General features: G+C 41.9%; 11 protein-coding genes and 1 tRNA gene. 1 reads left to right on the top strand and 11 read right to left on the bottom strand.

Translation table 11 applies throughout. From position 1 onward, the window contains the following. Nucleotides 1-342: 342 nt before the first annotated feature. The 3 genes from BXO88_RS12160 to BXO88_RS12150 all read right to left on the bottom strand — a co-directional run bounded on the left by BXO88_RS12160 (nt 343) and on the right by BXO88_RS12150 (nt 3,935). A complete protein-coding gene (locus BXO88_RS12160; protein ID WP_078037994.1) occupies nt 343-675 on the bottom strand; it encodes a type II toxin-antitoxin system RelE/ParE family toxin in 333 nt (110 codons plus the stop codon). Next, nucleotides 668-925 carry a type II toxin-antitoxin system Phd/YefM family antitoxin gene (locus tag BXO88_RS12155; protein WP_078038003.1) on the bottom strand — a complete coding sequence of 86 codons (258 nt, stop codon included), beginning with the start codon at nt 923-925 and terminating at the stop codon, nt 668-670. Before BXO88_RS12155 ends, BXO88_RS12160 begins: the two co-directional genes overlap by 8 nt. Before the next feature lie 667 nt (nt 926-1,592). Beyond that, complete coding sequence (locus BXO88_RS12150) at nt 1,593-3,935, bottom strand: hypothetical protein (RefSeq protein ID WP_078037993.1); 2,343 nt, start codon at nt 3,933-3,935, stop codon at nt 1,593-1,595. 319 nt (nt 3,936-4,254) lie between these two features. Here BXO88_RS12150 and BXO88_RS12145 point away from each other — a divergent pair, with 319 nt between their 5' ends. Next, on the top strand, nt 4,255-4,437 hold the full coding sequence (locus tag BXO88_RS12145; protein WP_078037992.1) for a CopG family transcriptional regulator: 183 nt from the start codon (nt 4,255-4,257) through the stop codon (nt 4,435-4,437). Between the two features lie 63 nt (nt 4,438-4,500). On the opposite strand, the gene BXO88_RS12140 is transcribed toward BXO88_RS12145, so the two are convergent. The 8 genes from BXO88_RS12140 to BXO88_RS12105 all read right to left on the bottom strand — a co-directional run bounded on the left by BXO88_RS12140 (nt 4,501) and on the right by BXO88_RS12105 (nt 15,080). Next, entirely contained in the window at nt 4,501-4,938 is a 438-nt protein-coding gene (locus BXO88_RS12140) for a GatB/YqeY domain-containing protein (protein WP_078037991.1), read from the bottom strand. 74 nt (nt 4,939-5,012) lie between these two features. Next, nucleotides 5,013-6,206, bottom strand: a complete 1,194-nt coding sequence (locus BXO88_RS12135; protein ID WP_078037990.1) for a hypothetical protein — start codon at nt 6,204-6,206, stop codon at nt 5,013-5,015. Nucleotides 6,207-6,340: 134 nt separating this feature from the next. Further along, the gene (locus BXO88_RS12130) at nt 6,341-6,616 is read right to left on the bottom strand and encodes a helix-turn-helix domain-containing protein (protein WP_078037989.1); all 276 of its coding nucleotides are present in this window, start codon (nt 6,614-6,616) and stop codon (nt 6,341-6,343) included. 249 nt (nt 6,617-6,865) lie between these two features. Then, nucleotides 6,866-6,936: transfer RNA gene (locus tag BXO88_RS12125), tRNA-Trp, on the bottom strand. A 166-nt stretch (nt 6,937-7,102) separates the two neighbouring features. Continuing rightward, nucleotides 7,103-8,488, bottom strand: a complete 1,386-nt coding sequence (radA, locus tag BXO88_RS12120) for a DNA repair protein RadA (RefSeq protein WP_078038002.1) — start codon at nt 8,486-8,488, stop codon at nt 7,103-7,105. A gap of 47 nt (nt 8,489-8,535) precedes the next feature. Continuing rightward, the gene (locus BXO88_RS12115) at nt 8,536-11,121 is read right to left on the bottom strand and encodes an ATP-dependent Clp protease ATP-binding subunit (protein WP_078037988.1); all 2,586 of its coding nucleotides are present in this window, start codon (nt 11,119-11,121) and stop codon (nt 8,536-8,538) included. Between the two features lie 211 nt (nt 11,122-11,332). Further along, on the bottom strand, nt 11,333-12,973 hold the full coding sequence (locus tag BXO88_RS12110; protein WP_078037987.1) for a cadherin-like beta sandwich domain-containing protein: 1,641 nt from the start codon (nt 12,971-12,973) through the stop codon (nt 11,333-11,335). A 37-nt stretch (nt 12,974-13,010) separates the two neighbouring features. Next, nucleotides 13,011-15,080, bottom strand: a complete 2,070-nt coding sequence (locus BXO88_RS12105; RefSeq protein WP_078037986.1) for an SH3 domain-containing protein — start codon at nt 15,078-15,080, stop codon at nt 13,011-13,013. Nucleotides 15,081-15,164 lie beyond the last annotated feature (84 nt).

Here is a 15,164-nt window from a genome sequence, read left to right as displayed (position 1 = left end):
ATAATAAAAAAACACTTGAAAAATATTAGCAAGTCTACCGTATTGGCAAGCACCCAAAGTTGATTTTATCATATCGTGAACATCTGTTCAAACAAAAAAGAAGAAGCCTTTCAGCTTCTTCAAGATAATCAGTTCTCTATGTAATCCGTACCGAGATTATCCATCTCCCATCACAACAAAAAAGGACCTTCAGTTTCCTGAAAGTCCTTAATTTCTGCCCTTTTAATGGGCAGGGGTTGAGGGATTCGAACCCCCATGAGCGGTTTTGGAGACCGATATCTTACCATTGATTTTATTGGGATTTTCAGGGATGGTGACCAAATATGTGACCAAATTGAATTATTATATGTAATTATCTCTGTTTTGAAGATTATGAAGGATTCGACGTACTTCCATTATTTTTTTATTGTCCGTTGCATCCGGTATAACTACATAGTAGATAGTATAGTTTTTTACATATATCCTGTAATAAGGATATAATCGTTCTTTTATAGAATGAAAAGGTTCAAATGATTCTGCAATAGGAAGTCTTTCCAGAATGGCGGCTTCTATAGAATCCATAAGGTCATTTGCAGCAGTTTTATTGTGAAGAACATCTGAAATATACCCTACATGTTCTTCAAGATCATTAAAGAACTTGGGAAGGTAACTAAGGGAGTATGTTATTTCACCCATTGATCTGTCTCCTTAATCTGCCGAAAACTTCATCATGCGTTAATCTCTCAGGATTAGCTGCTGCAAATTTATCAGCCTCGTCCAAAGCCTGCTCGACGTTTTTTGTTAGTCTTGAATAAGATTCAATGCTCATGACAACCATTGATCCATAGCCGTTTTTTGTTAAGAAAACAGGTTCACCATCTTTGACAACATTTTCTATATCTGTAAATTTATTTCTAAGGTCAGAAACAGGTCGTATATTCACTATATTCACCTCCAAATAAAACAGTATTAATGTTATCATTAGGCTATCATAATTATGATAATATGTCAATCTAGTCAAAAAGTACCTCTCAATCACAGAAATCTCGAAAGAGAAATCTATGATGGGAGGTACTTGCTTATGTTTCGGATTTGACTGGACTTAAAATACTATTGCTGACCAATAACTATACCTCTTATTCAGAAGACGATTCCGCATTTGTAACAAATATTAATTTCTGAATCAAAAACACCCCCCGTGACGTATCTCAGATTTTGACTCTGACTATACAATACACTGTGATGTGTCAGTTAAAAAGGGTTGCAAAAATCACAATTAAAATTCAGCTTTACTGTGGTGAATATTTATCTAAGTATGAAAATGGTGAATATTCCGGCGGCTGGAAACCTACAATCCGGATAAATGGAAACCGAGCCACTGGGCGGTATTAGATGTCATGAAACCGCTTAGTTGCCTCACATCATATACAGGCTGTCCTGTCAAGCCCTTGCCGCTTCTGCGGTGCGATAGCAGGCTTTACTGGACAGGCTGTATATGTAACAAAATAAATTGCGGTTTCCTGCTTCCGGAATCGCGGTATCCTATGACCGGACAGGTGGTGTAATACCGCCCGGATTATTCAAATGGAAATCGAGACGTAACCAATTCTTTTTTAATCCGTATATGTGTAGTCAATAATCTCAAACTCTACTCTATTACCCTGTCGAACATCATCACTAACTACATCAATGTTTATTTGAGATTTTTTCTCAATTTCGAGAGGGGTGGTAAATTCATATGTTCCACTTTCAGAATAAGAATTTCGTTCTCCACGAAGGATATATTTAATGGATTTGATTGTCTTATCTGTGTGGTTAATTACCTTTATTGTTACTTTCTTATCTGAACTCGCAGTACTTTGACCTACATGTGTACTTACTACTTCGATGCCATCTTTAGAATCGCTTTCAGATGTTATATCTTCTTGTGCATTATTCTTTGAAAGCGGTTGTTTTTTATCCATAGAGTCAAGCTTTCTTTCATTCACATTAGATTGTTCTACCCCATTCTTCTTACATATTGCATTTCCTTTGCTGTCACATGTAATTGTTACATCGTAGCCATCATTTGACGTAAGGATAAGTTTGTCATTTTCAAATTTCGCTGTAAGTTTGCGTGATGATGTGTCTCCAGTGCCAATCTCACTATATTTATATAACATATGATCATCCCATGTCTGTGAAATAACAAAAGCCAATGAATCATCATCAATATTTATGTATTTAGCCGGAGCAAACTGACCACCAATAGATTGAACATCAATATAAAATTCACCATCACTACTTTGTGATTCACGCTTTGAAGGAATCTCTTGTTTTGATAATTCACTTTCTTTTGTATTTGTATTTACATTTGTGTTATCTTTCGGAACTATTCGCGTCTCTAAAACATCCTTAATTTTCTTATAACAATCTATTGTTTCTTGAATAGCTTGAATTTGATTTGGTTCAATTTCATACTCACGATAATGATCTTTTCCACTAAGTCTAAGAGTATATGATTTATTAGAACTCAGCTTATTAAAGGAATCAATAAGATTATCATTTACAGGATGAAGATCATACTTTTCAATAACTTTACCATTATATGTTACATCCTCATATTTATCGTAAGATGCTATATTGTCAAATATTGTGAATACACCATTATCGGCTTTTAATTGCGCCTTATTAAAGAATATCCAACTTGCGCCATTATGCCTACAGACAATATGCAAACTTAGATGCGTTGTACCTTTTATACCGATATACATATACAACGGGTCTTTACTTTTATTTGCTTGTATATGATAAATAAAAGATGTCTCTTTAAAATCATCCTTTTCACATACAAAGCCCTTTGTTATTTTATTAATATAGTCTAAAATCTTTTCATCAGAGTCAGGAACTATATATCGTACTGTTTCCTTGGGTGAAGGTATACTAACTGTAGTTTGTGCTTTTCCTACATCATATCTATTACCCTGAAACGTAATTTCACCGTCCTTATGAACTATACATTCAATCGTATCCGCATAGAAAGTACCACCTTCTGGATTCCATTTTTTAAGCTCATAATTACGTTCATCTTTTGTCTCTAAATTTTTATAGTTTAATATCCCATCAGAGATATTTATTTCGCTAATTGGTTTCTTCCCTTCGTAATATGTGTAATTACCAAGTGCAAACATTTTCATAGCGTATTCATCACTAAAAGACTTGCGATCTGAATACGTTTTATACACAGAAAGTGCAACGACCAGCATTATTGCTATACAACCAACCAGAATTTTAATTATATTACTTTTACTCGCTTGTTTTTCTGCTTGCTTTGCAGCTTGCCTGTGCATTTCTTCCTTTGTCTCTTTTGCCTTTTTATATAATAATATCAGATTACTTATTTCTGGCTCAGATGTGTATTTAAAAGCATCTGCCTTTGATGTGTTACACTTTGAGCATGATTCATACTGGTTATTATTATATCTACCGCATCCACATATCCAGCCTTTGTTGAACTGTGTGGGCTTATACTTGAAATGCATTCCGAATTTATTTTTTAATGCATTAGATGCTTCCTGATCCTCTCCATAAATGTCATACATTTCAATTTCATATTCTTGAGTATCTTCTCCTTCATAAGATATAACTCTTTCGTCCGAAAAACAGATTTGCTTCTCGGATAAAACAAGCTTACGAATATCTATGCTTGGTAAATCAACTTTAATATTATTTATGGAAGTGTTTTTTTCGATAGAAAGGTCTTGGATAACTAAATCAAATTGTTCTTCTCCATTTATTTCTATATTATCACCAAAGGAATTATAACCTTTAGCGTTGAATTTTATAGCTTTAATTACACCTTCACCTAAATTATTGAATCCTATTATCGCAACAGGTTTCTGATTTTCTATCTTAACTTCATAAGTTAAATTTGATATATGTGCATTTATATCTATAGAAATTTTAGTCATTTTCATAATCATACCCTCATGTAATTAAGAAGATTTACTTTTTTTCTTGATGTTTTCCCGTACTCTTTGATTTCTATATTGTCCTAGATAGTAATCGTCGGGTTTTTATATCAAAATAAGCTACCTACAATTTATCCATTGCAAGTATCTAGTGAGTGCAAATTAACATTAGATACCTTCACTTTTCCCTTGGGTGCCTTTTAAATCAACATATGTTTAAATCGGTGCTGTAATACAAACATAATATAACGAGATATATATATGTAGTATATCATGCTGCCCATTTGGATTCTACAATGAACTACAGAATGAGAGGCATGATGATATGAATAAAGAACCATTGAAAATTAAACGCCGAGGGGAAGATGGAAACAAAATCATTTCTGTCAGAATATCCGAGGATACACTTAATATGTTGGATAAAATAGCTTCTGAAACTAACTATTCACGAAATGAGCTTATCAATATTATGCTTGCATATGGAGTTAAAAATATTGAAATTGAGTAAAGAAGTTATATCTATCAAAAAAGAGTCCTGCGAAATTCGCAGGACTCTAATAAATTCTTTTCTTTATTTGCAAAGCTCAGCAACTATCATATTGATAGCCTTTCCATCAGCTTTGCTCTTCAAGACCGGCATGATTTCCTTCATGATAGCACCTTTATTCTTTGTTGCGATTACATCGGCAAATTTCTCGCTGATAAATGCTCTGATTTCATCCTCTGACATCATGGCAGGAGCATACTCCTTAATTACGTCATATCTGAACTGATATTCCTGCTTAAGCTCTGCTCTGTCATCAGGACAGGTATCGATCTGTTCCTTTGCGGTTTTCAGGGACTTGATTATTACCTGATTTACCAGCTCATCATCGATATTGTCTCTTTTTCCGACATCTATCGCTACCTTTTTAACATCGGAAATAAGTGAAGAAATAGCATCCTTTCTCGCCTTATCTCTTGCCTTCATAGCGGCTATCATATCCTTTTGAAGAGTTTCAAATTTCATAATCATACCTTCTTTCTATATAGCAATCTTTATATATTGTAGCACTATTATTTACAATCGCCATAAGAAGTCTTTCATACTCTTTTATAGGATTTTAATGCTGTAACCTTATCTGTATACAACTTAACAAGGAACTTTATTCTGTCAATATTTAATGTGCTGCTTTTTTCAAGTTCAATTTTGATTTCGTTGCCATCCGGGAGTCTCGATAAATCTATACGGGAAATATCAGATACATGCTGAAGGCACTCTTTTTCCGTGTGGTAAAGTCCGTTGACCCTTGTATGCTCTGTATCTATGGGTAGTTCATACTCCATACTCTCGCTACTTCCGGAATCATAAACCGGTGCAGTTCTAATTATTCTCAAAGTATCGGGATCTCTGAGAAAACCGATATTGCCCTGATGCCGGTCACGATTTGTGATGAGATAATCCACCACAGCCTGAATATCCAGATATTCAATGGTCTGTTCCTTAGGGAGACCATACTTTTCTGCTGACTCCGCTATGATACTGTATAAATCATCCTGCTGTGTAAGATTATATTCTTCAAGCAGATCATAGGCAGTGATTAACTCTGCATTTTCCGCTGTAAATGCCTTGCAGAAACAGCCTACAATCTGGTTTTCGGAATTGTAAACATACATGTATCGGCAATAGTTGTCGTAACCTGTTTTTTCGTAGATCAGATTTGCAAGTAGTTCCCTTATACATAGGACATCGTTGGAAGGGGATACTTTCTTGCATAGATACAGAAAGGTTTCATTATCTGTTTTCTTGCAAAACCAGTACTTTTCCAGTTCGCCTCCCAGAGTAGAGTTAGCACCATCTTTATAATGAACTTTTTCCGAAAGCTTTTCCTGAGTAAGGACATCAAGCTGATCATACCCATAAAGCTTCACTTCGTCCCAGGTTATGTGTTCATCTTTGCTTCGGATCCAATAGCAATCATCCAGAGAACAGGCATGATTTTGCAGCATCCATGCCAATCTGTTTTTGGCTATTGGACCATATTTATTCAGGTTTTTTCTATTTGCCGGAATAGTTCGATCATTAAGCCAAAAATCAACAAGGTCACACCCTTCTTCATTTAGGATTAGCTGTCCGTTCAGCTCTTCCTGAACAAATTCAGACTGAAAATGAAGAATCCGCTTTAAAGGAAGAGGAAGATGTTCTGCGGTCTTCATATTTATAAGTGCAGAAATGACTTCTGTTTCCAGTTCGAACACGCAAACAGGAATATCTTTGTGTAAAAGAATATATATCAAAGTTGCCTCCGTGTACTATTATAGGCGATAACATAATTATTGCAGACTATTCGGAAAATGAATATTGAGTAATTTTTCCATATATTCACATAGTTAACAGCGTATTCGCTTATATTAACGATGATAATTTATATCTACCAGATATTCTTTGAAACAATCAGTAACTCTTTATTACTTTTCTTGGTAGTTGTTTTTGACTTTTGTGTGAGCAATGAGACCATATGATCTTCTATATCTCTTAATACTGCGAGTTCAAGTAGTCGAAGCACATATTCCGGAGGAGTACGATGGGACCTGGTATCTTTTGCTGCCTCCCACTGTTTCACAGTCTGAAGCGGAATATGATACTTTGCTGCAAATCCGGCTTGAGTGAGACCCGACATATTTCTTAATTCTTTTATGTTTATCATAATCATAGTCCTCAAGAACAAAGGTATTCAATGTATACTATGATTATATTTTTGCTATCCTTTAAAATCAAGTAAATAGTAACACGCATTCCATGTTTGGTGATGCTCAATGATTGTAACACTATTTTTCATAATCACATTTTGGAGACCAAATCGGAGACCAAACTGAAGGCAGAAATCCATCTCACAACACAACAAAAAAGGACTTTCAGTTTCCTGAAAGTCCTTGATTTCTGCCCTTTTAATGAGCAGGGGTTGAGGGATTCGAACCCCCATGAGCGGTTTTGGAGACCGATATCTTACCATTGGATGAAACCCCTGTGGGTCGCTCTCTTCAAGCGACTTGTATAATATACCGATTATTTTCACTTTCGTCAAGAACTTTTTTTAATTTTCATTCAGACTATTTTTAGTTCTTTTATGCAAGCTGAAACAGGTCAGCCATATCATGGCATCATCTGAGCTTTTATGGTCAAAGTATGTCAGCTATTTCTTCAGTATCTGCATGGCATCGCGAATGTTTCTGACGGGAATGAGCTCACAGTCCTTCAGGTTTCTGTCATTGAACTTTTTCGCGTGGTATGCCGGCATGACTATCTTGTTGAAGCCGAGGCGTATAGCCTCTTCTATGCGCTGCTCCGCATTGGATACGGCACGGACCTCACCGGATAGACCTACCTCGCCGAAGATCATGATGTCGTCGCTTATCTCTATGTTCATGTAGGAAGAAATAAGTGACATGATGATGGCTAGATCCATGGAAGGCTCGGCGATGCGAAGACCGCCTGTGATATTGACATAGGCATCGTACTTGCCGATCTCGAGATTAAGACGCCTCTCAATGATGGCGATCAGCATATTCAGGCGGTTGTAGTCGATGCCGTTTGTAGTACGTCTCGGAAGGTTGAAGGCGCTCTGTACCACCAGTCCCTGGATCTCCATAAGAAGCGGTCTGGTGCCCTCCATGCCGCAGGAAACAACTGAACCTGAGGCACCCACCGGGCGTCCGGAAAGAAGCAGCTCTGAGGGATTCAGGACCTCATGGAGACCGGAACCCTCCATTTCGAAGACGGCGATCTCGTTTGTGGAACCGAATCTGTTCTTCTGACCGTGCATGATGCGGAGACTTCCGCTGCTCTCACCCTCGAAGTATAGAACCACGTCCACCATATGTTCGAGGATCTTCGGACCGGCAACATTACCATCCTTCGTCACATGACCGACGATGAAGATGGCGATGCCGTTTTCCTTCGCGAGACGAAGAAGCTGTGCCGAGGATTCACGGACCTGACTGACGGAACCCGGAGCTGCTGTGACGGTTTCAGTATACATGGTCTGAATGGAGTCGATGACCACAAAATCCGGCTGTTCTTCCTGAATAGTCGCAACAATGTTCTCGATGTTAGTCTCGGTCATGAATTTAAGGTCGCCGCTGATGTTTACGATCCTTTCGGCTCTCATCTTTATCTGTTTGAGACTTTCCTCTCCTGACACATAGAGAACCTTCTTTTTCGCATCAGCAGCCAGATTTCTGGATACCTCCAGAAGCAGGGTGGATTTGCCTATGCCCGGGTCACCGCCCAGAAGTACCAGGGAGCCTACTACTATTCCGCCCCCCAGAACTCTGTCCAGCTCCTTAAAGCCTGTTGGAAGACGGTCTTCCTTTTGAAGAGCGATCTCATCTATGCGGACAGGCTTCTGACGTGCAGGACGTATGCCTGTTGATTTTGAAAAGGATCTCGTACCGGAAGTGCCTGCAACAGGCTCCTCCACGAAGCTGTTCCATGCCCTGCAGCCCGGGCACTGCCCCAGCCACTTGGCTGATTCATATCCGCATTCTTTGCAGAAAAATTTTGAAGTAATCTTAGCCATAATAATACCTATAAAAATCGGGTCGGCTCCTGCCGACCCGGTAATGATCATTTTGTTTCCGATGTCTCTGTATCAGTTTCCTGTACTGGCTCGGTAGACTTCTTTCTTCTGGTGGAAGTCTTCTTAGGGGTTGTAGAAGCGGTTTTCTTCACAGGCTTCTTTTCAGCCGGAGCAGCCTCAGGCTTGTTCTTGTCTGTGAACTTCAGGACATTTCCTTCCTTATCAACAGTGATCTTTACGGTTGAATTCTCAGGGATCTTACCGTCAAGTATCTCCTCGGCAAGCTTGTCCTCCACCTCTGTCTGGATAGTACGGCGAAGAGGTCTCGCACCGAACTTAGGGTTGAAGCCCTTCTCGATGATCCACTCCTTTGACTTGGCATCGAGACTGATACGGATATTCATCTGGGTGCCTGCGCGGCTGATGACATCCTTCATCATGATATCCAGGATATCCTTCATATTGTCCCTTGTGATCTGATGGAATACGATGATCTCATCGATACGATTCAGGAACTCAGGCTTGAAGATGCGGTTTACCTCATCCATGACTCTGCTCTGCATGAACTGATAGTCCTTCTCTGCAGAACCGTCACCTGTATCGAAGCCCAAACGCTTAGGGCTCACTATCTGCTCGGCGCCTGCATTGGAAGTCATGATTATGATGGTGTTCTTGAAGGACACCTTGCGACCCTGTGCATCGGTGATATGACCGTCATCAAGTACCTGAAGGAGTATGTTCAGTACATCAGGATGAGCCTTCTCGATCTCGTCGAAAAGGATCACGGAATATGGATTGCGGCGTACCTTTTCGCTGAGCTGACCGCCCTCATCATAGCCCACATATCCTGGCGGAGAACCAATCATCTTGGAGACGCTGTACTTCTCCATGTATTCAGACATATCAACTCGGATCAGATTGTTTTCCGAACCGAACATGGCCTCTGCAAGAGCCTTTGAAAGCTCTGTCTTACCTACACCTGTAGGTCCCAGGAACATGAAAGAGCCGATAGGACGCTTCGGATCCTTGAGTCCGACTCTGCCTCTCTTTATCGCCTTGGAAACGGCTGATACAGCCTCTGACTGGCCAACCACTCTCTTATGAAGCGTATCCTCAAGGCGCATGAGCTTCTCTGTCTCGCCCTCTGTGAGCTTCTGAACAGGGATCTTGGTCCATTCGGAGACAACATTGGCGATGTCTGTCTCTGTGACATGAAGCATATTTTCTTCCTTATCCTTCTGCCACTTCTCAAATTCCTTGTCCAGCTTATGTTTCTTCTGCTCCTGCTTCTTCTTTATCTCTGAAGCACCCTCGAAATCTTCCTCGCGGATGCACTGCTCCTTGTCGGCTTCCAATGCCTCTATCTGTGCACGGAGCTTCTTTATGGACTGAGGCTCGCCTGAGGATGTGATGCGGATCTTCGAAGCCGCTTCATCTATAAGGTCTATAGCCTTGTCCGGAAGGTATCTGTCGTTAATGTATCGCTCGGACAGCTGAACCGCCGCCTTTAAAGCTTCGTCATCGATGATCACATGATGATGCTCTTCATACTTCGGAGCGATACCCTTCAGGATATCGTAAGTCTCTTCCTCTGAAGGCTCATCCACAGTGACAGGCTGGAAACGACGCTCGAGAGCCGCATCCTTCTCGATATGCTTTCTGTACTCGTCGAGAGTTGTGGCACCGATGATCTGCAGCTCGCCTCTCGCAAGAGCAGGCTTCATGATGTTTGCTGCGTCCAATGCTCCTTCCGCGCCTCCTGCACCGATGATAGTGTGTATCTCATCGATAAAAAGAAGTACGTTTCCGTCATTTCTCGCTTCTGCGATAACCCGCTTAATTCGCTCTTCGAATTCTCCACGATATTTGGAACCTGCTACCATTCCGGAGATATCCAGAACCACGAGACGCTTGTTCTGAATGGTTTCAGGTACGTCTCCTGAGAAAATACGTTCAGCGAGTCCCTCCACAACGGCTGTCTTACCTACACCGGGTTCACCGATGAGACAAGGGTTGTTCTTGGTACGTCTCGAGAGGATCTGAATGACTCTCATGATCTCAGCCTCACGTCCGATGACAGGGTCAAGCTTTCCCTCTGCAGCCATCTCTGTAAGGTCTCTGGAATACTGGTCGAGGGTCGGAGTCTCAGTCTGCTTTACAGGCTGTGACTGACGTGATGAACGATCGTCTACCACTATATCGTCGCCTATGACAGCCATGATCTGCTGATACATGCGCTGTGCGTTTCCGCCGAGAGTCGCGATGATCCTGGAAGCTACACAATTTGTATCTTTAAGCAGAGAGATCAGTATGTGCTCTGTACCCACAAGTCTGGAGCCGGAACGCATAGCCTCCTGCATGGAGTTTTCCATGATCTTTTTGGCTGAAGGTGTGTAACCTGCACGGTCAGTGATGGCAACGCTGTTATCAGGTGAGATGAATTTCGCTATCATCTCTTTTATCCTTTCATCGTCGATGCCGTTTGACTGTAATACCTTGGCAGCCACTGCTGTACCTTCTCTGCGAAGACCCAGCAGAATATGTTCAGTTCCTATGTAATTGTGCCCGAGCTCTTCTGCAGCTTCTATAGCGAGCTGAAGAGAACGCTGAGCCTGAATAGTAAATTGATTCATGCTTTACCACCTTTCATTAAGGATATTCTAGAACATTTGTAGGATTTAATCAATGTTCACTGTATACGGCTTTGGATTTATTTTCCTACAGAAATCTGAATGTGCGGTAAGGAGCTGACTTCTGTCAAACTCTGAGGATGAAAAAGAGTCTTAAGTACTCCTTTGGGATGTAAAAAAACAGCAGACGCCCCGGGGACGTCTGCTGTTTGAATTAAAGATCTTCTATATCGAGACCGTTGTTTTCCTTGATTTCTTCCTCTGAAGGACCTTCACTTGCGGCAGAAACTACAGAGTCGGTATCTTTTGAAACAGAAGCTGCTGACTTCCATTCATTGCTTAAGTCGAAAGCTCTGGTAGCGCCCAGATCCTCGTCGGAAACAGTCTTTACATCTGAATCATCATCACTGTCCAGATCAAGCTCTTCAAACTCAAGTCCTGTTTCTTCAGCGAGCTTTTCCTCTGAATAAGAGATCTTCTCCATAGGATGGAGTTCTTTTCTGTTGATAACTCTGGTCATCTCGAGATCAGGATTTAAAGGATCATCTTCAGTATCAGAGCTTCTTCTGAGCTTATCGAGAGCTATGGTCTCATCGAGATTTTCTGATGGTTCAGTCTCAGGTACAGTCTCTTTTCTGCGATCCTGTGAGCCTGTACGACGGAAAGAATCATTTCGTGAAGATCCTCTTCTCTGTGTAAGAAGAACTACAACAAAGATGAAAAGAATGAGGACAAGTCCGCCAAGTACGCATGCGAGAATGAACATGCTGTTGTACTGAGCAACGAGCTTGTCGTATCTCTCAACAACTTCAGGATACTTCTCTGCATTCTTCTTTGTTTCTACCTCTACAGGATCCTCGAAATATCTCTGTATGGTCTTCTCAGAAAGGTCATAACGGTAGAAATTGAGCTCTCCGGCATCATTCATACCGTAAACGATACAGTACTGATGATCTGTGTCTTCCTTCCATACCCATCCCTTGACCTGATGTCCGTCGATGTCGATGGTGCTCTCTGCGAATCCTACAGGGATCTCTACGTCAGAGCCCGGATTCATGATGGTGATGGTCTTTTCCTTTGAGCTGAGCTTGACACCCTCATTTACTGTCTGGGTATTGGCAGCCTGAGCGTCGCCTGCACTTGGACCACCCTCCTGCTTGTTGACCTTGATTATATACTGTGCCTGAGTCATGCCGTCAGCAGCTGTTACGATGATGGAAACACTGTTCTCGCCCATGTTGAGATTTTCGTTTCCGCTTACTGCTGTTGTGGCACCTGAGTCTTCGGTTGAAGCATTGATGGCAAGAGTGTTTACATCTGTGCCGACGATAACGGAATACTCGGTTACAGTGCTTGAGAACTCAGGAGTCAGAGTTCCCGGTGATACCAGAAGACTGGATAAAAGTGCGTTGTTTGATGTCGTTGAAGCTGAAGAAACCGTAACAGTTGATGAACCCTGATGAGTTACCTCTGCGATGGCTTCATCTGTGTCATATACTTCATAGTTTGAAAGCTTTATGGCAGCACTTCCTGATGACAATGTCTTAAACTTCAGGTTGTACTCGAGAGTTCCTGTTCCGGCCCCGTTTGTAGCGCCCTTGACACGTACTGTTCCTGCACCGCCCTCTGCATCTGTTCCGCTTACGAACTGTAAAAGATTTGCATCATATCCAAGTGTGATGTCAGATCTGGAAAGGGTTCCGTCTTTACTGGAAACCTTCATGGTGACATTTACATCAGATCCAACTGTTACCGATGGATCTGAGAACGAAATGGAAGCTGTAGCAGCCAATGCCTGTATGGACAGGAGGGCTGAAAGTGCAGCAGTCGCTAAAAAATATTTAAAATGAATCATGAAAACCTCTTTTTTATGTTTATAATATCGCTCTATTTTACAATGGACCGACTCCAACTTCAACTACATTAGAAGCGATTGCGTCAGAAGGAACGAAAACAGAAGCGTCTGAGGATTCGATCTGGACAGAAACACTGTTCGCTGAGTTGTCTGTATTTGCTATGGCAGACTGATCGGAACTGTACATTCCGCCACCAGCCTTGTTGATGGTTATGGTATAGGTTCTCTGGTCTCCGTTCTCCGCAGTTACTGTAACGGGGATGATGTTGGATGCCTGTGTCAATGCTACCTGCCCTGCACCTGAGATGGTTGCCCCGGAATGAATGGCTGCGGCAGAAACATTAACATAGGAAACTGAAGGATCTACGATAAGTGTGTAGGATTCAGTGTCCATATTGAAGCCCGGTGTAAGGGCGAAGCCGTCAACGGAAAGAGCTCCCAGCTTGTTGTTCGGATTACCGTCCTTTGTAGGCATAGGACATGCTGTTTCAGGCATGTTGGTGTATACAGGAATGAAGAACTCGATGGCATCGTTACGCATGGTCTGGTTATATGCCTTTCCGAGCTTCTTGCCCTCTTCTGCAGCACCCTGAGTGTTTGTCATGTACTGGTGCTTGAACATGTTAGCGCCCTGAACATTGAACTTCTTAAGATAGAGTGTGTTCTGTCCTGCGTCTACATAGTTCTGGGCATAGAAAAGAGCACCGCCGATGATGGCGCGTTCTATGGAGTTCCATGGTCTGTTGTAGCTGCCGCTCTGGGAAGCATACCAGAGACCTCTTTCAACTGCTGTCATGCCTCCTGCGGCATAAGCACCTACGTTGAAGAAATTATAATATCCTGTGGCACCTGAAATAGAGCCGCTGGTTCCCTTTGTACCCTGTTCCTGGATGATCATGGATGCGAGAACATACGGGTTGACCTGTGAAAGCTGAGCAGCTTCCATGATGATGTCTGAGTAAGTCACTGTCATGGCACCGGAACCTGAAGCAATTGCCTGATAAGCTGAATTGTATGCTGCACCACTTCCGTCAGTGATGGCTGCGGAAATATCCGAGCCTGCTCCTGAAGCATCTACTATAGAGGCGGAATTTGATGATGCAACCGGTGAACCGTCAGAACCTGCAGAAGGAATGACAGCGGAAACATAGTGAGATGCATCACCTCCTGCCATCGGTCCCTCATAGGCGATAACAACTTCATCGTTGCTCATACCCGCATTTACAAGAGCGCTTATGTCAGAGGCTACTGTTACACCGGCTGAGTTTGCATCACCGGACTGTCCTGAGTTTGCATACATTTGCTGAAGTGCAGCCTGATAAAGAGCGCTTGAGGAATCTACAGTTACAGTTCCCTCAAGGAAGGTTCCCTGTACCATGGATTTTAATCCTTCAAGTGTCTGCTTTGAAGGATCGTACTTGTGGGCGGTGAACTGGAAAATGTAGTTCTCATCAAGGAAATTTCTCGGGTCCATATAGTATTCAAGGATTCCCTGAGAAGCGGCTACCCATGTGGCACCGTCGAAACCCGGCCAGGTGGATGTGGTCCAGTCAAACTTACCCGGATCTGTGGATTTCCATGAAGATCTTACTGTTTTTTCTATGAGGCTGTTTGTTCCCTGTAATTCAGACTGAATTACATATGACCAATCAAGACCTGTCTGCTCCGCTGTAAAGACCCAGTTTGGATACTGGGCATGGAGCTGTCTGAGTCCCGGCTTATAGCTTTCCGGGAAGCCCTGCTGTGTGAGATAGTTTTCGAAGTTACCGTCAGTTGTATAAGTAGTCTGGTACTTTACAAAGTCCGAACGGACATAGCCGCTTCCGCCTGAAAATGAAATCTGATACCAGATATTGCCGTCATTTCCTGTGGTCTGGTTCATCACCATGACCTGGGTGTTATTTCCCAAAGATGTGACGATGGAGCTGTCGGTTCCTGCTGCGGAACGGACATTTACGTTGCTTCCGGATATAACTGCCATAGATTCGGCATAAGCAGTGGAGGCACTGTTAAGTAAGCTTCCTGCCGGTGCTGACATAAAGATACTGAGCGCTGATAACAGAGCTCCGGTTTTATGAAGTTTCCGTTTAAGGATTGATTTTTTCATGACCCCTGTATCCAAAACAGAATCACATATGCGAAGTACATGTACGTATATATGAGATCCTGCTTAGACATCTCCCTTGTATAA

The sequence above is a fragment of the Oribacterium sp. C9 genome, from assembly GCF_002007235.1.
In the GTDB taxonomy this organism is placed as follows: Bacteria; Bacillota; Clostridia; order Lachnospirales; family Lachnospiraceae; genus Oribacterium.
This window is presented reverse-complemented; position numbering and strand designations above follow the sequence as displayed.